At 63.5% G+C, this 15,631-nt stretch carries 16 protein-coding genes; 8 read left to right on the top strand and 8 right to left on the bottom strand.

Translation table 11 applies throughout. The features are described from left to right. The first annotated feature begins 82 nt into the window (after positions 1-82). Positions 83-982 (top strand): transcriptional activator NhaR, encoded by a 900-nt coding sequence (nhaR, locus tag AACZ17_RS10245; protein ID WP_290742211.1) that lies wholly within the window; start codon positions 83-85, stop codon positions 980-982. On the opposite strand, the gene dinG is transcribed toward nhaR, so the two are convergent. Both dinG and AACZ17_RS10235 read right to left on the bottom strand, forming a co-directional pair. Further along, positions 979-3,111, bottom strand: a complete 2,133-nt coding sequence (dinG, locus tag AACZ17_RS10240) for an ATP-dependent DNA helicase DinG (RefSeq protein WP_290742214.1) — start codon at positions 3,109-3,111, stop codon at positions 979-981. The genes nhaR and dinG overlap by 4 nt on opposite strands. Then, the gene (locus AACZ17_RS10235) at positions 3,105-4,274 is read right to left on the bottom strand and encodes a 1-acyl-sn-glycerol-3-phosphate acyltransferase (RefSeq protein ID WP_290742216.1); all 1,170 of its coding nucleotides are present in this window, start codon (positions 4,272-4,274) and stop codon (positions 3,105-3,107) included. The genes dinG and AACZ17_RS10235 overlap by 7 nt, the downstream gene beginning before the upstream one ends. A gap of 174 nt (positions 4,275-4,448) precedes the next feature. Between AACZ17_RS10235 and AACZ17_RS10230 the strand changes: the two genes are divergently transcribed. Both AACZ17_RS10230 and AACZ17_RS10225 read left to right on the top strand, forming a co-directional pair. After that, a complete protein-coding gene (locus AACZ17_RS10230; protein ID WP_290742219.1) occupies positions 4,449-4,670 on the top strand; it encodes a hypothetical protein in 222 nt (73 codons plus the stop codon). A 274-nt stretch (positions 4,671-4,944) separates the two neighbouring features. Beyond that, positions 4,945-5,217, top strand: a complete 273-nt coding sequence (locus AACZ17_RS10225; protein ID WP_290742222.1) for a hypothetical protein — start codon at positions 4,945-4,947, stop codon at positions 5,215-5,217. On the opposite strand, the gene AACZ17_RS10220 is transcribed toward AACZ17_RS10225, so the two are convergent. Both AACZ17_RS10220 and AACZ17_RS10215 read right to left on the bottom strand, forming a co-directional pair. Then, positions 5,218-6,219, bottom strand: coding sequence for a tyrosine-protein phosphatase (locus AACZ17_RS10220; RefSeq protein WP_290742224.1), 1,002 nt, complete (start codon positions 6,217-6,219; stop codon positions 5,218-5,220). 12 nt (positions 6,220-6,231) lie between these two features. Further along, positions 6,232-6,870, bottom strand: coding sequence for a TetR/AcrR family transcriptional regulator (locus AACZ17_RS10215; protein WP_290742227.1), 639 nt, complete (start codon positions 6,868-6,870; stop codon positions 6,232-6,234). Positions 6,871-7,029: 159 nt separating this feature from the next. On the opposite strand from AACZ17_RS10215, the gene rpsT reads away from it, so the two are divergent. Beyond that, positions 7,030-7,299 carry a 30S ribosomal protein S20 gene (rpsT, locus tag AACZ17_RS10210; RefSeq protein ID WP_290742230.1) on the top strand — a complete coding sequence of 90 codons (270 nt, stop codon included), beginning with the start codon at positions 7,030-7,032 and terminating at the stop codon, positions 7,297-7,299. A 67-nt stretch (positions 7,300-7,366) separates the two neighbouring features. Here the strand turns inward: rpsT and AACZ17_RS10205 are convergent, their stop codons facing one another. Beyond that, positions 7,367-8,548 carry a ferritin-like domain-containing protein gene (locus AACZ17_RS10205; RefSeq protein WP_290742234.1) on the bottom strand — a complete coding sequence of 394 codons (1,182 nt, stop codon included), beginning with the start codon at positions 8,546-8,548 and terminating at the stop codon, positions 7,367-7,369. A 110-nt stretch (positions 8,549-8,658) separates the two neighbouring features. On the opposite strand from AACZ17_RS10205, the gene AACZ17_RS10200 reads away from it, so the two are divergent. Both AACZ17_RS10200 and AACZ17_RS10195 read left to right on the top strand, forming a co-directional pair. Further along, on the top strand, positions 8,659-9,660 hold the full coding sequence (locus tag AACZ17_RS10200) for an AraC family transcriptional regulator (protein WP_290742237.1): 1,002 nt from the start codon (positions 8,659-8,661) through the stop codon (positions 9,658-9,660). 40 nt (positions 9,661-9,700) lie between these two features. Continuing rightward, on the top strand, positions 9,701-10,720 hold the full coding sequence (locus AACZ17_RS10195) for a patatin-like phospholipase family protein (protein WP_290742241.1): 1,020 nt from the start codon (positions 9,701-9,703) through the stop codon (positions 10,718-10,720). Here the strand turns inward: AACZ17_RS10195 and AACZ17_RS10190 are convergent. From AACZ17_RS10190 to AACZ17_RS10180, 3 genes are all read right to left on the bottom strand, one after another. After that, entirely contained in the window at positions 10,713-10,988 is a 276-nt protein-coding gene (locus tag AACZ17_RS10190) for a polyhydroxyalkanoic acid system family protein (protein ID WP_290742245.1), read from the bottom strand. The two genes, AACZ17_RS10195 and AACZ17_RS10190, sit on opposite strands and share 8 nt — an antisense overlap. Positions 10,989-11,018: 30 nt before the next feature. Beyond that, a complete protein-coding gene (locus AACZ17_RS10185) occupies positions 11,019-11,894 on the bottom strand; it encodes an EamA family transporter (RefSeq protein ID WP_290742248.1) in 876 nt (291 codons plus the stop codon). Positions 11,895-11,965: 71 nt separating this feature from the next. Next, positions 11,966-12,832 carry a TIGR03619 family F420-dependent LLM class oxidoreductase gene (locus AACZ17_RS10180; protein WP_290742251.1) on the bottom strand — a complete coding sequence of 289 codons (867 nt, stop codon included), beginning with the start codon at positions 12,830-12,832 and terminating at the stop codon, positions 11,966-11,968. Positions 12,833-13,009: 177 nt separating this feature from the next. Between AACZ17_RS10180 and hslO the strand changes: the two genes are divergently transcribed. Together hslO and AACZ17_RS10170 are read left to right on the top strand one after the other, a co-directional pair. Further along, entirely contained in the window at positions 13,010-13,924 is a 915-nt protein-coding gene (gene hslO / locus AACZ17_RS10175) for an Hsp33 family molecular chaperone HslO (RefSeq protein WP_290742254.1), read from the top strand. A 146-nt stretch (positions 13,925-14,070) separates the two neighbouring features. Further along, on the top strand, positions 14,071-15,630 hold the full coding sequence (locus AACZ17_RS10170; protein WP_290742257.1) for a phosphoenolpyruvate carboxykinase: 1,560 nt from the start codon (positions 14,071-14,073) through the stop codon (positions 15,628-15,630). The last annotated feature ends 1 nt before the right edge of the window (position 15,631 follow it).

Raw genomic sequence — 15,631 nt, 5'->3', positions numbered from 1 at the left:
ATAGAAAGCGCACGAATCCTACACAAGACGCCAGCCATGATATATTCGATTTTTATAAATAATCAATTCGACTATTTCTGAGATGACGCCCCTCAACTACAACCACCTGTACTATTTCTTCCATGTTGCCACTGACGGCAGCATCACGCGCGCCAGCAAGCGCCTGAATCTGACCCCGCAAACCATCAGTGGGCAGATTGCGGCATTTGAGGAACAGCTTGGTGTGAAGCTGTTCCGCCGCGAGGGAAGGCGGCTGCGGCTCTCCGAACAGGGCCGACAGATTTATGCCCACGCCGATGAAATTTTCCAGCTCGGGCGGGAAATCCGCCAGATGCTGCAGAACGAGAGCGCCCATACCGAGACGTTCCGCGTCGGCATCACCGATTCGATCCCCAAGATTCTCGCCAACCGGTTGCTACAACCGGCGCTGAAGGCCGTCGACAACCTGCGCCTGCAGTGCCACGAGGGCGACCAGGAGACGCTGCTGGCGGAACTGGCGGTGAGCCGCCTCGACTGCATCATCACCGACCAGCCCCTGCCCTCCGGCAGCCACATCAAGGCCTGGAACTACCGCATTCTGGAGTCCGGCTTTACCTTCTTTGCCGTCCCGGAGCTCGCCGAGACCTGCCGCAGCCAGTTCCCGGCGAGCCTGAGCGGCAAGCCCTTCCTGGCCCCGGGGCGCAAGGCGGGAAGCCGCTCCTTTCTCAAGGCCTGGTTTGAAAAGCACCGGATCACCCCCGAAATCGTGGCGGAATTTGACGACAGCGCGCTTCTGAAGTCCTTCGGCCAGACCGGGCTGGGCATCTTTGCCGCGCCGACCATCATCGAAGCGTATGTGATCTCCCAGTATGGCGTTGCGGTGATTGGCCGCACCCGGGAATTCGTCGATGTGTTTTATGCGATATCCCCGGAGCGCCGCCTGCAGCATCCGGCCACGCTGGAGATCGTCAATACGCCGCTGGGCGGGGAGGCGGAGGGCTAACGCCCCAGCTCCCGGGTAAACGGCGGCAGGGAATCCAGTATTGCCTGACCGTAGCGCCGCGTGAGCAAACGCCGATCCATCAGCGTGACCCGACCGCTGTCGCTTTCCGTGCGCAACAGGCGGCCGCTGGCCTGCACCAGCCGCAGCGCCGCATCCGGCACGCTGATTTCCATAAAGGCGTTGCGGCCCTGGGCTTCCACCCATTCCGCCAGCGCCGCCTCGATAGGGCTATCGGGTACCGCGAAAGGTATCTTCGCAATCACCACGTGGCGACAGTAGGCGCCGGGAAGATCCACACCTTCGGCGAAGCTGGCCAGCCCAAAGAGGATGCTGCCGCGTCCGGCATCGACCGCTTCCCGATGCTGGCGCAGGATTTCCTGCTTGCTGCCTTCACCCTGCATCAGCAGCAGGTCGCCAAAGGTCGCGCTGACGCCCGCATGGACATCCTGCATCTGTCGTCGCGAGGAAAACAGCACCAGGCTGGCCTCGGCGGGGTCCAGCAATCCGGGCAGCTGCTCGATCAGCGCCGCGGTGTGTGCCTCGGCGTCACCGGGGTCGCAGGACATGGCGGGCACATGCAGGGTGGCCCGGGAATAATCGAAGGGGCTGGCCACGACCTTGAAGACGCCCTCGGCCGGAGCGCCGGAATGCAGCCTGAAGCGATCGAAGGAGCGCAGCGCGGTGATGGTCGCCGAGGTGACCACGACGCCGGCGGCGCGTGACCACAGGTACTCCTGCAGAATATCCGCCGCGAGAATGGGGCTGCAGCGCAGGTCAAAGCCGGCCTGCCCGCCCCCGTCCAGCAAGGTCACCCAGCGCGCCATGGGCGGCACCTCGCCCTCGCCACTGACGGCATAGGCCTGCCACAAGGCCAGGGTGGACTCCGCGCGGCTCAGCAAACCACCCAGGCTCAGATGCCAGGTCTCGACATCGCTCTTGTGCAGGCCGCAGTCTTCCTCTTCCAACGCCTCCGACAGACGGGCCTCAATCTTCGCCAGAGCGGTGCTGATCTGCTGGAACTGGTTGGCCAGGCCTGCAGCCAGCGGCTGCAATTGCGCGGGCACCCGGCCATGGGCGAAGCGCAGCTGCTGCTCGTCACTGCGCCCGCTCCCGGGCACACGCTCTGCAAACAGGGCGGCCACCGCCTGCTCCGCCACCTGCAGCGCGCCCTGGGCCTCCTCCATCAGCCCCGGCAGCGCAGCCAGCGGTCGCGCCAGGTCAGTCAGCGGCGCCAGTGCCGAAGCCGCCTGCAGCAGCAGCTTGCGATTGTCCTGCAACCACTGGCCGGTCGTGTGCAGGCGACAGAAACTGGAGAAGTGCCCCAGCGCCTTGTCCGGCAGGTGGTGGCCCTCGTCAAACACATAAATGCTGTCTTCCGGCGGCGACAGGATGGCACCGCCGCCAAGCGCCAGGTCAGCGAGCACCAGGTCGTGGTTGGCCACGACCACGTCGGCGTACTGGAGAGCGTCCCGCGCGCGAAAAAAACTGCACTGGCTGATGTTGGGGCAGCGGCGGCCGCTGCACTGGCTGTGGTCAGTGGTGGCACCGAACCAGATGGCGTCGGGTATCTGTCCCGGCCAATTGTCCCGGTCGCCGTCCCAGTCCCCGCGGCCCAGGGCCTCCAGCATGGCGCTGTACACGGGCAGCGCCTCGGCGTTGTCTGGCGCCTGGAATTCGTCCGGGTACAGCGGCAGTACGTCCCCCGCGCCGCTGCCGCCGAGATGGTGGTCCAGCCTGGACAGGCATACATACCGACGACGCCCCTTGGCCAGGGTATAGCTGAACTCCAGGCCACTGTGTTCGCGAATATCCGGGAGATCCTTGTTGACGAACTGCTCTTGCAGGGCGACCGTTGCGGTCGCCACGACCAGCCGCTTGCCCAGGGCCTGGGCCAGGGGGATCGCCGTCACCGCATAGGCAATGGTCTTGCCCGTTCCGGTGCCCGCCTCGATCACGCACACCGCCGGGGAATCCGGGCTTGCCCGGCCGGTTTCCGGTTTGATGCGGGCCAGGGCGTTGGCGATTTCGGCGATCATCTGCCGCTGTCCCCAGCGCGGCTTCAACCCTTTGGCGGCCGTGATGGCGGCGTAGGCCTCGCGAATCTGGTCCTTCAGCGCTTCGTTCAGCAAGAGGCCTGGGGCTCCGCCGCCGCACGCAACGCCAGTTTACTGGCCACCGCATTGGCGTAGGTCGCCAGCGCAAAACTGCGCTGCTCTTCGGGCAGGCTTTCAATCCGGGCACGAAACTGCGCGTCCGAACAGCTCCCCGCCTCGCGGGTCAGCGTTTCGGGCACGGCCGCGCCTGGCCCGTGCAGCATCTCCCAGGCCTGCAAGTTGGTGGGGTGCAGGCAGTAGAGCGAGATGATCTGTCGATCGATTTCCGCAGCGACAGCGTCCGGGCCATCGAACTCGCCCGCCAGCGGCGTGCCAAACGCCACATGCACCCGGCCCTTCTGGCCGGAAATGCCGCGCGCGATCGAGGCGACATCCTCCTGTTCAGCCTTGGCGTAGGTTCCCGTCGTGCTGCGCAGGTGCATTTCACGCGCCTTCATGCCATCGCAGGGATCCAGCTCGTAGGCAATGGAGACCGGAACGATGCCGAGGGCGTTGATCAGGTCGCTGAAGCTTTCGGTCTGCTTGTCACGGCTCATGGCGAGCATCTTGATGACGGCGGGCTCGGTGCGATCGATGCCGTCTTTGGCCCGGCCCTCGCGCTGGGCAATCCAGACCGGTGAGCGCTCTTCCTGCAGAGACAGGCGAATGTAGCTGGACAGATGCCGGGATGCGGCCAGCAGCGCCCGCCCACTGCTCACCGAGCGCTTGACGATAAAGCTCTTGTTCAGTCGCATCAGGTCGGACACCCAGGGCTTGGTCAGCAGGTTGTCACCGATGGCGATGCGCACAGTCTGGTGGCCACTGCGATGCAGGGCGTAGTTGGTGAATGCCGGGTCCATCACAATGTCGCGGTGGTTGCTCATGAACAGCCAGGGGCGCGACACATCCAGCTGCTCCAGACCCGAGACACTGAACCCGGCGGTGGTGTCGTCGATGACCTTCTCGACGTAGTGCTTGATCACCATCTGCATGCCGTGCACATCGCGCACTCCGCGCAGCTGACGGCCGAGGTACCAGCGCACGGCGGGGCGCGCGAGCCCGGGCAGGGCCCGCGCCAAACGGCCCAGGCTCAGCCTGGCAATTGCATCGAGCATTTCCCGGTCTGCGAGCAACCGACCCAGAACCTCGGGCACCTCGTCATCGCGGTACGGGCGGATGTCCGCAAAGGGGTCACTCAAAGCAATATCCTCACGAAAAACAGCGCCACACGATACCCAAATTCCCCCGACACGTCATCCGCCAGATCCCGCCACAGGCAGCGCGATCCAGGCACCCTGCGCGCTGACACGGCCCCGCGCTTCTGCTAATCTGCAGCCCGCTCCACCGGAGCCATGTGCCTATTGGGAGGAACCATGGAAGCCACGTCTGCATCACTACTCACCTTCGGCCTCGCCACGCTGTTTCTCAGCTGGGTGCTGCTGCTGATCCAATCCTGGAAAGAAGACTATGCATGGGGCCTGTGCACCCTGATTCTTCCCCCGTTCGCCTACCTCTATGCCCTGTTCCGGCTGGACAAGGCCGGACAGTCGGTGTTGCTCGCGGTTGCCGGTCTCGTGATGATCGGGCTGGCCTGACGTTGTTACCCCGGGCCCGCCCCATTAAACATTTGTAACCTTTTGGCGCCTGCATGACGGGCGCCCTCCTCTCTCAATATTATCCTTATAAAACAGTCGCTTATCTAAATCGGACAAGCGCGACACGGAATGCCTGTTACTTTTTCGTGCTCAGAGTTACCAATCTGTAACTGTTTTACACACGTATTCAGGTCGTATACTGAACGCATCCTGCCGGCGGTCAAACACCGTTACAGGCTGAACACTGACTTCTACCGTCCGTTGAGGAACTACTATGCAACTCGTCAAAATCGCCACCGTTTCCGCCCTGCTGGCCCTGTCATCCGCTGCCTTCGCCGCCAAGCCGACCAGCATCGTCTTCCAGGGCAACCATGAGTCCAACACCGGCGCCGCCTACTCCGAGTACCTCGTGAAGTGCTCCAATGGCAAAACGGCGACCCTCACTGCCTGGGAAAACCGTCGCAAGTGGTGCGCAGGCAACGAGCTGAACGACAGCTGCGAGCGCAAGCAGATCAAAGCCGCGAAGGCCGCTTGTAACGCGCTCTGATCAGCCCTCGAGATAGCGCCGGCGCAACTCCTCGCGCTCGGCGCTCCCTACCCCCAGCTCCCGGGTCAGGTAGGTGTCGACATCGCCGTAATCGGCAATCGCCTGCAGCGCCCGTTGCAGGTACGCTTCGTGCACTTCCAGCATCGGCATGATGGCCTCGTCTTCTACTGACTGGAAACCGTACTTGATGCGCAGGCGGTCGATCTCCTGCCGCGGGTCGAAGAAGCGACGCGTCAACAGGTAATCTGCCATCACCTGATCCACCGACACCCCCAACGCCATCAGAATGATGGCGGCAGCGAAGCCTGTGCGGTCCTTGCCTGCCGCGCAGTGCACCAGAAAGCGGGCATCATCCTCGGCGAGTATCTCGGCGAACATGCGCCGATACATGGGGCTCTGCGCCTCGACAAAATCCCGGTTGATATCCACCATGAAGTTGAACATCGGCTGGCGCCCTCCGCGGTCGAGCTGCCCGTTGGCGAAGGCCGCATCGTTGCTGCCCGGCGTAATCGGCAGGCTGGCGACGCGTGGCGCCCGCTCCCGCGGCAGCCGGTTCGGGCTGGCACTCTGCTCCTCTTCGCGGCGAAAGTCGCACAACAGATCCAGCTGCAGATACGCCAGCAGCGCCAGATCACGCTCCGTCAAACCCGAGAGCTGCCCCGAACGGTACAGGTAACCCCAGCGCACACGCCGGCCATCTGCCGTGCGATAGCCGCCGAAATCGCGGAAGTTGGGCGTGCCCTGCATGCCGAGGCGACGCTCCATCGCAACCAGTTCATTGCCGTGCTGGTCGTGCAGCCGAAAGGTGTGGCGGCGGTCGGCTGGCAAGCCAGAGATACGCAGTCGCGACACCGCGTCCTCGTAGTGCACTTGCAGATCCGGCGACGCAGCGTCCAGCGGACTGACGGTGACCCGGGTCTGGGGGTGGGAGGCCTCCCACTCCACATGATAGTCGCCCTCGGGGGCGCGCCAGATGTGTACTGTGTCAGCCAGCAGCGGCATGTGAGCTCCGAATCAGGCTGGTGCGGCAGTGGGGGTTGCGATCACCGCCTGCACCAGGGTTTTTATCAGGGTGAGCTGGCGCTCCAGCGCTTCCTCGCTGAACGGGTCCTGGCCGAGCAGGTCGCGGTACATCGGCGCCATCGTCACGTAGGACATGATGAGGTTGTTGAAGGCCATCACGGCCCAGGGGCGCAGACCGGCATTGCCCAGAGCGCGCAGACCGGGCTGCAGCAGACCGTCATCGTCGTGAAACATGGGCCGGAAAAAGCGCTCGATCAGGTCGTTGGTGCCGGGGCCACCGGACAGCGCCGCGTGCTGCAGCAGGCGGGCGAGGTTGGGATTGGCGTGATGCTTGCGCACTATCGCTTCCAGCCACTGATACAGGCGCTCATCGGTGATCGGCGCCGTGTGCAGCTCCTCCATGGGCGCGGCGAACTCATCCAGCAAGCGGCCCAACACCGCCCGGTAGAGGGCTTCCTTGTTGCGAAAGTGATTGTAGAGGCTGGGGGAGCGGATACCCACGCGCTCTGCCACCTCGCCCAGCGAAGCGCCCTTGTAACCTTTCTTGGCGAACAGGTCCTCGGCGGCATCGAGGATGCGCTCGGCGGTACCACCCGCGAGTTCGGCTCTGTGTACCTGGGTCGCAACCATGGCGTGTATTTCCGGCACTGACAGGTTAAACAGGCAGTATACCGCAGCTTCGCCGCATGACGCAGCAAGCCCCCGGGAACCGGGCTGGCAGTTGACAACTCATGGGCTTATGTGAATAATCTCGCCTCCTGAATTTTGCCAACCCACGAGGACATCATTGTGGCCAACTCCCCACAAGCCAGAAAGCGCGCCCGCCAGGCGGAAAAGCGTCGCGCCCACAACGCCAGCCTGCGTTCACTGGTTCGCACCAACATCAAGAAAGTCATTGCCGCGATCGCAACGGGCGATGCCGAGCAGGCGAAGGCTGCCTACGCCAGCGCCGTTCCTGTTATCGACCGCATGGCCGACAAGGGCATCATCCACAAGAACAAGGCCGCCCGGCACAAGAGCCGCCTGAACACCCAGATCAAGGCACTCGCCTCCGCCTGAGCCGGGGTACTGACTTCCACAAAAAAGCCGGCTCTGAGCCGGCTTTTTTGTGGCGGACGATACGCCGTCAGCTCGCCTTGCGCGGCTCTTCCGGAGCATCCTGCAGCTTGTGGAACTCCGCCAGCATACTCTGCTCGTAACCCTGCGCCTCGTTGGTGTCCAGCGGACGCTCGAGCAGCGCCCAGTCGATATCGCCGTCCGTCGCCAGATTCTCGAACTCGAGGATTCCCAGCGCCTCGAACTTCGGCCGGATCTTGTCGGTCAACAGGCCGATGCGCTTCAGGTTGGGGATCACGCGCTGGAACAGCAGGTTGCGGAAGGTGGACATGACAAAGCCTTCCAGCACCTGCAACCGCGCCTCTTCCACGTCCCAGCCAAAGTGCGCGAAGACGTCCGTGGCCACCAGCCGCTCCCGACTGACCACGCAGGCCTCATAGGCAAACTGCGCGCGCTCTTCACGCTCCTCGTCGGAGAGGGTTTTGACAAACTCTTCCAGGTAGTTGACCCCGAAGGTGACGTGCCGCGCCTCGTCGCGCGTCACGAGGTACACCACGTCCTTGAGCACCGGGTCCGGCGTGGTTTCGCGGGTCGTGTTGAACGCCGAAAGGGCCAGCCCCTCGATCACCAGCTGCATGCCGATAAATTTCATGTCCCAGCGTGCATCGGTGAGGATCTTGTCGATAATTGCCTTCAGGTGCGTATTGATCGGGTACATCACCCCAATGCGCTTCTGCAGGTATTTGTTGAAAACCTCCACGTGGCGCGCTTCGTCAAAGGTCTGTGACGCGGCGTACAGCTTGGCATTCAGGGTGGGCGCACAGGAACACAGCTGAGAGGCCACCAGCAGCGCACCCTGCTCTCCGTGCAGGAATTGCGACAGGCTCCAGGCGTTCATGTGCAGCCAGAACTCCTTGCGGGTCGGCTCGTCCATGTCGAGATAGGGCTGATAGGTATGCAGGTTCATCAACTCGGGCATACGCTCTTCATCGGGCCAGGGACGATCCCAGTTGATATCCATCTCCGGGTCCCAGTTCAGCTGCTTGCCCAGGTCGTACAGCTTCTTGATGCGATCGTCCTGTACCTTGTAATCCCAGTTGTAGGACCCGGTCAGCGGCGTGTTGAAAATCTCTGCAATGTGGTCAACATCGCCGGCTGTCAGCAGATCTTCCAGATCCGGGTTTTCACGGGGGTAGTCGGCGTTGGCGAAGCGCTGGATCTTGCGCGGGGTGGAACTCCACTCTACTTTCATAACCGTACTCCTGACATCGACATTACACCAGCCTGTACTATGTGCGAGCCATACGCGGCTCACAAGGTGAAGTCTTGTCAAAATGAGGTTATTTGTGGCCAAATGAAGCCATGCCCCGAGTCAGCTCGCCAGCACAGTACATCCTGATCCTGATCGACATGGTCGAGAGCTGGGGCTTTGACCGTGAGGACATGCTGGTCGGCACCTCCCTCGCCGACTCCGGGCTCGCCGGCATCGGTGCGCGCGTCAGTGAAGACGACTTTTCCCGACTGGTCGCCAACGCCCTGGCCATCACGGGCAACACGGCGCTGGGCCTGCATCTTGGCATGCGCCTGAACCTGAGCGCGCACGCCATCCTCGGCCAGGCCTTCATGACCTGTCGCGACCTGCGCCAGGTGATGGATCTGTTCATGCGCTACTACCACCTGCTGTCCTCGCCCACGCTGCAGCTGGAATTCACCGAAACCGATGGCCGCTGCGTGCTGACCACCGTTGCCGCACCCGCGGACAATCCACCCGAGTTCGGCACCGAGCTGATGTATGCTGCCATGCTCAATACGCTCCGCGGCCTGCTCAACCGGCAGGATCTCGTTGTGCGCGTGGAACTCCCCTACCCGCCGCCGCCGCATGCCGACACCTACCGCGAGGTGTTTGGCGAGGACGTGCACTTTGACAGTGCACTGGGGCGCATCTCGTTTGACGCCCGCCTGCTGGATGTGGCCCTGCCGCTGTCCAATCCTGCACTGCGTTCACTGTACGAGAACGAGTGTGCACGCCTGCTCGCAGACCTGGAGGAGCACGATTCCGTGTCGGAGCAAACCCTGCGCCTGCTGCGCAAGCTGGAGGGCCAGTATCCGCAGATGCCCCAGGTGGCCAACATGCTCAACCTGAGCCCCCGCACCTATCGTCGGCGCCTGGAACATGAAGGTACCGCGTACCAGCAGCTGCTGGACAAGGTCCGGGCGGAGCATGCCACTCGCTACCTGAAAAGCGGTCGCCTGCCCCTGTCCACCATTGCCTACCTGGTGGGCTTCAACGACGCCTCCAATTTCCGCCGCGCCTACCAGAAATGGACCGGTCGCACACCGCGGGAGGTGCGCTCTGAGCGCTGAACAGGCACTGTCGGTTTACCTCGGGCGTCGCGCGGCCGGGGTGCTGCGCGACCAGGGCTGGCACCCGGATCACTTCAGCCTGCTTCTGGGTGCCTCCGGGGGGCCCAAGTGGCTGGTACTGGGCCAGCTCGACCGCGTGTTGTTCGGCGACTTCCTGCAGCGCGGGGAGGAACCGATGTCGCTGCTGGGATCCTCCATCGGTTCCTGGCGACACGCCTGCCTGGCGCAGGCGGACCCTGTGGCGGCACTGGACCGTTTCCAGAGCGCCTATCTTGAGCAGGCCTACAGCGCGCGTCCACCACCCAGCGAAATCAGCGCCGCCAGCGCACACATCCTCGCCCAGCTGCTCGGCGCCGAGGGCGCCGCCGCACTGAGCGATCACCCTCGCTGGCGCACCCACATTGTGACCGCACGCGGCAGAGGGCCTGCGGGCGCGCGGCAACCGGCCCTGCTCGGCGCCGCCATGGGCGCGGCGGCCCTCGGCAACACCGTCCACCGCCGATTGCTCGGTGCCGGCTTCCAGCGGGTGGTTTTCCACAGCGGCGAGCGCCCGGCTCCGCAGCTCTCGATGACTGACTTCAGGACCGCCTACACGCGTCTGCGGCCGCCGACAGTGCCCCTCGCGTTGCAGGCCAGCGGCTCAATACCCTTCGTGCTGGCCGGCGAACGCAACATTGGCGGCGCGCCACCGGGACACTACTGGGATGGTGGCATCATCGACTATCACTTCGACCTGAGACAGTACCGCGGCGAGGGACTGGTACTGTACCCGCACTTCCGCCCTGACCTCACCGCGGGCTGGTTCGACAAATTCCTGCCCTGGCGCAGATCCGGCCTGGAGAATCTCGACGACCTGGTGCTGCTGTGCCCCAGCCCGCAGTTCGTCGCCACACTGCCCGGGGGGAAAATCCCGGACCGCAGGGATTTCACCCGCTTGAGCACCGCTCAGAGGGTGGCGGTCTGGCGCGAGTGTGTGGCGCGCAGCGAGGCGCTGGCGGAAGCGTTCCAGGCATTGATCGATGGCCCCGACCCGCTGGCGGGAGCCACCCTGCTCAGCTGATCATCTCATCGAGGTAGCGCTGCACTTCGGCACGCAGCGGCCCCTGGAACGCCGAGGCCAGCAGGCCCAGGCGCACCGACACGTCCACCAGCCCGTCGTGAAACGACAGCTTGCCGTCGATACCGCCGCCCTTCATGCGCACGCTGTCACCCTCCCAGCGCGAGCGCACGCCGTGTTCGCGCTCCAACTGGTCCGCAAGGCGCTGCGCCGCCTGGCGCAGGTCCTCTTTGGGCATGGTGTAAGGTTTGGTCAGCCGGAATCCCGCCATGGTCGAATGCCTGTATTTTTGTGCCCAAGATTACGCCGTGCCGCGGCGCATGACCAGCCAGTTACCCGCCAGCACCAGGGCAAAGCCGAGCAGACCCAGCAGTGTCCAGTGATAGCCTTCGAACACGGTCGAGATCAACAGCGCCACCACCGGGAACAGCAGTGAGCTGTATGCCGCCCGGCCCGGGCCGATATTGCCGATGAGCGTGACATAGGCCCAGAACGCCACCACCGAGCCGAACACCGCGAGATACAGCAGGGAACTCAGGTAACTGAACTGCCAGTCGACCGTAATAGGCGTGCCCAGCAGCAGCGCGGCGGTATACAGTGCAAGCGCGCCGTAGAGCATACCCCAGGCGTTGCAGACCAGCACCGGCAAGCCATCGCGACTGTTGCGCGCTGCGAAAATATTGCCAAAGGACGCGCAGCAGGTGCCGGCAAAACACAGCAGCAGGGCGCGAAAGCCAGCGTCATCGAAGGTAAAGCTCTCGAGCTGGGGCATGAACACACCGACCATCCCGACCAGCCCTATGCCGGCGCCCAGCGCCACCATGCCGCTGATGGGAAGCCGCAGGAAAATAGCGCCGTTGACCATGTTCAGCACGACCTGGGTAGAGAACACCACCGCCACCAGGCCGCTGGCCAGATGCTCGCTGGCGGGATAAATGAACAGGTAATTGCCGCTGAACAGGCACAGTCCCTGGAAGAAGACCATCAGGTGGTCGCGTCGCGAGAGCGGCGTCAGGCGACGCCGCAACACCAGATAGAGAAAAATCAGCAACGCGGCAAGCATGGAGCGATGGGCAATCGACACCATGGGCGCCACCGTCCCCAGCTGGAATTTGATGGCGATCCAGGTGGAACCCCAGATCACCACCGTGATGGCATACAACAGCAGGTTGTTCATGGCGCGGGCCGACGAAAAGCGCGCACTTTAGCGCATCCGCCGGCTCGCGCCTACGGGCCCGCTGACTGTGCTCAGCGCTGGATAAACTCGCTGGCGTACCAGTTCAGCATGGCGATCTTCTCGTCCAGGGGCTTGTCTTCCTCCATCTCGTAGACGTTGCGGAAGCCAATCACCACATCGGTCACGCCAATGCTTTCCAGTTTCTCGATACCTTCGCGGGTGAAGGCGTCCTGGCCGGTGGTGAAGATTCGGAAGGGACGGTCGCTGGTACCGTGCTCATCGCGCAGTTCGTGCAGGCGACGTATGTAGCCCTCCAGCTGCTGCATGTCCGCACCCGCGCACATCCAGCCATCGCCGACCTTGGCCGCGCGGCGCAGCGCCGGCTCGGCGTGACCACCCACGAGTATGGGCGTGGGCGCGGTGGGCTTGGGGGTCATCTTGATCGCCGGCAGGTTGTGTATCTCGCCCTTGTAGCCGAAGAACTCGCCGCTCTCCAGGCCACGGATGATGTCAATCTGCTCGTCGAGGCGCAGTCCGCGCTTTTCCCACGGCACATCGCACACTGCAAAGTCCTCTTCCCAGGGGCTGATACCCACCCCGAAGTCGAAGCGGTTGTTGGACAGCGCCTGGATGCTCTGCACCTGCTTGGCAACGATCGCCGCCTGGCGCACCGCCACCTTATAGACGAAGGTGGCGAAGCGGATCTTCTCGGTGACGGTCGCCATGCCTGCCACGGCGATCAGGCTTTCCAGAAACGGGACGCTCTCCAGGAATTCGCGGCTGCCATCCTTGTTGTAAGGATATTTGGAGCTGGCCTCCTGGGGATAACAGATGCTGTCGGGAATGGTCAGGCCGTCGTAACCGGCCTGCTCCGCGGCCTTCGCCAGCGGGACATAGTGATCGGCCTCGCACATACCGATCTGGTAGCTGAATCTCATTATGCTGCTCCTGTTTGTTATAGCGCGGCCACCACCGCAGCCACATGAGAACTACGTCCACTGTACTCCGGCGGATGACCCGGGTCACCGTAACCATTAAAATAGATGGGAGCGGCCTCAAATGCTAAACCTTGCCAACCGAAGCACCCGTACGCCGGCGCACCGCCGGAGCGGAACATGGATGACAGCACCCTCATGACCGACACAGCAGATACCCGGGACGCGGGCACCGACTATAGCCGACGCTTTCTCTTTGACGACGCTGACATCCGTGGCGAACTGGTGCAATTGGACCACACGCTGGCGGACATGCTGGCCGTTCACCAATACGCGCCGGGAGTGTGCCGGTTACTGGGTGAATTCCTGGCCGCTGCCACCCTGCTCAGCACCACCCTGAAGTTCGAGGGGCGACTGGTACTGCAGGCACGCAGCGAGGGCGAGATTCCCCTGCTGATGGCCGAGTGCAGCGACCAGCTGCTGGTGCGGGGTATTGCACGCGGCGCCCAGCATGCCACCTCCGAAGCCTTTACCCAGCTTCTGGCAGACGGCGTACTGGCGATCACTGTGGAGCCCCTGCGGGGCAAGCCGTATCAGGGTATTGTGCCGCTGTCAGAGCATTCACTCGCCGCCAGCCTGGATGCCTATTTCGAGCAGTCGGAACAGCTGCAGACCCGCCTCTGGCTGGCCAGCGACGGGCACCAGGCCGCCGGGCTCCTGCTGCAGCAACTGCCGGCCCAACTGCAGCGCAGTGCGGATGTGCGAGCCCGGCAATGGCAACATGCAAGCACGCTCGCCGCGACCGTGAGCAGCGACGAGTTGCTGCAGCTGCCTGCGGAAACCCTGCTGCACCGCCTCTACCATGAAGACCCCGTGCGCCTGTTCGACCCGCGTTCGGTGCGCTTCCATTGCAGCTGCTCAGAGCAGCGCAGCCGCAGCGCACTGGCCGCGCTGCCGCCTCACGAACTGGAGGAGATTCTCGCCGAGCAGGGCCACATCGCCGTGGACTGCGAGTTCTGCAACCAGCAGTACCGTTTCGAGCGCGAGGCGCTGTATGACCTGCTGTCGGAAGGCCGCGGCGGCACCGTGCATTGAGGCTCGCCGACGATCGCCGAAATTTTGCATAATCCGGTTCGCATACCCGGGGGATTCTGACATAATGGCGCCCCCTGAAAGACCCCTAGAGGCAACTCCGCTCTGCGTGGCGGGCTGCACTGAGCAGCAGGAACACAGGACTCACCATGACCCTTGAAAGCAACACTCCCCGGGAATACGTCGACCTGGGTACGGCACAGCTGGTTGAAGAGGCACTCAAACGCGGAGAAGGCATTCTTGCCGACACCGGCGCTCTCCTGGTTACCACGGGCAAGCGCACCGGCCGTTCTCCCGCCGACCGCTTCATCGTGCGTGAACCCAGCACCGAGGACAGCATAGACTGGGGCCCTGTTAACCGCCCCTTCGACGCCGAGCGCTTCGACGCCCTCTGGGACGAGGTCGAAGCCTATCTCGACGAGCGCGACCGCTTTGTCTCCAACCTCCATGTTGGCGAGCACAGCGACCACTACCTGCCGGTGCGGGTTGTCACGGAAACCGCGTGGCAGAACCTGTTCGGCCGCAACATGTTCATCCGCCCCAAGCAATACAATATCGGCCGCAAGCCCGAGTGGACGGTGATGAACGCACCGGGCTTTGTCTGCGATCCGGCGCGCCACGGCAGCAACTCCGACGGCATCGTGATCCTCAACTTTGCCCGGCGCAAAATTCTGCTCGCGGGCATGCGCTACGCCGGTGAAATGAAGAAAGCCATGTTTTCGGTGCAGAACTTCCTGCTGCCGGAAAAAGACGTCATGTCCATGCACTGCTCGGCCAACGTCGGTGAAGACGGCGATACAACCCTGTTCTTCGGCCTCTCCGGCACCGGCAAAACCACCCTGTCAGCGGATCCCGATCGCTACCTGATCGGCGACGATGAGCACGGCTGGGCCAAGGGCTCCGTGTTCAATATCGAAGGCGGCTGCTACGCCAAGACCATCGATCTGAGCCAGAAGAATGAGCCGGTGATCTGGGACGCCATCAGCTTTGGCGCCATCATCGAAAACGTGGTCCTCGACACCCAGCGCCACGCCGACTACAGCGACACCAGCCTGACCGAGAACGGTCGTTGCTGCTACCCGCTGGAGCACGTTGCCAAGCGCACCGAGGCCAACGCCGGCGGCGAACCCAAGTGCGTCATTTTCCTCACCTGCGACGTATCCGGCGTACTGCCCCCCGTGTCCATACTGTCCAAGGAAGCGGCAGCGTTCCACTTCCTGAGCGGCTACACGGCACGGGTTGGCTCTACCGAACTGGGTGCCGAAGCGGGCATTCACCCCACCTTCTCCACCTGTTTCGGCGCCCCTTTCATGCCGCGGCCGGCAAGTGACTACGCCGAGTTGCTGATGAAGCGCATCGAAGACTTCGGCAGCCAGGTCTACCTGATCAACACCGGTTGGACCGGCGGCTCCGGCGCCCCCGGCGGCACCGGCTCACGCTTCCCGATCCCGGTTACCCGCGCCGTCGTTGCAGCGGCTCAGAGCGGCGCACTGCTGAACGCGCCCCGTGAGCACCTGGGCATCCTCAACCTGGATTTCCCGACGGCCATCCCCGGCGTCGACGCCAAGTACACCAACCCCCGCAACAGCTGGGGTGATACGGCCGCGTATGACGAACAGGCGCGCACCCTCGCCACCCTGTTCCAGGAAAACATCAAGAAGTTCGACGTGTCACCGGCCATTGTTGCCGCCGGGCCAAAGCCGAACTGAG

It is taken from the genome of uncultured Haliea sp., assembly GCF_963973825.1.
Classification (GTDB): Bacteria; Pseudomonadota; Gammaproteobacteria; order Pseudomonadales; family Halieaceae; genus Haliea.
The sequence above is the reverse complement of the archived record's forward strand: the minus strand, read 5'-3'. Positions and strand labels throughout refer to the sequence as shown.

What these genes read in the sequence shown, in the direction of transcription:
- AACZ17_RS10190 (WP_290742245.1), bottom strand. Translation starts at nt 10,988, where the DNA reads ATGGCGGGATTCCGGCTGACCAAACCTTACACCATGCCCAAAGAGGAC.
- AACZ17_RS10170 (WP_290742257.1), top strand. Translation starts at nt 14,071, where the DNA reads ATGACCCTTGAAAGCAACACTCCCCGGGAATACGTCGACCTGGGTACG.
- AACZ17_RS10215 (WP_290742227.1), bottom strand. Translation starts at nt 6,870, where the DNA reads ATGGTTGCGACCCAGGTACACAGAGCCGAACTCGCGGGTGGTACCGCC.
- nhaR (WP_290742211.1), top strand. Translation starts at nt 83, where the DNA reads ATGACGCCCCTCAACTACAACCACCTGTACTATTTCTTCCATGTTGCC.
- AACZ17_RS10180 (WP_290742251.1), bottom strand. Translation starts at nt 12,832, where the DNA reads ATGAGATTCAGCTACCAGATCGGTATGTGCGAGGCCGATCACTATGTC.
- AACZ17_RS10220 (WP_290742224.1), bottom strand. Translation starts at nt 6,219, where the DNA reads ATGCCGCTGCTGGCTGACACAGTACACATCTGGCGCGCCCCCGAGGGC.
- AACZ17_RS10225 (WP_290742222.1), top strand. Translation starts at nt 4,945, where the DNA reads ATGCAACTCGTCAAAATCGCCACCGTTTCCGCCCTGCTGGCCCTGTCA.
- AACZ17_RS10200 (WP_290742237.1), top strand. Translation starts at nt 8,659, where the DNA reads ATGCCCCGAGTCAGCTCGCCAGCACAGTACATCCTGATCCTGATCGAC.
- AACZ17_RS10205 (WP_290742234.1), bottom strand. Translation starts at nt 8,548, where the DNA reads ATGAAAGTAGAGTGGAGTTCCACCCCGCGCAAGATCCAGCGCTTCGCC.
- AACZ17_RS10185 (WP_290742248.1), bottom strand. Translation starts at nt 11,894, where the DNA reads ATGAACAACCTGCTGTTGTATGCCATCACGGTGGTGATCTGGGGTTCC.
- hslO (WP_290742254.1), top strand. Translation starts at nt 13,010, where the DNA reads ATGGATGACAGCACCCTCATGACCGACACAGCAGATACCCGGGACGCG.
- AACZ17_RS10230 (WP_290742219.1), top strand. Translation starts at nt 4,449, where the DNA reads ATGGAAGCCACGTCTGCATCACTACTCACCTTCGGCCTCGCCACGCTG.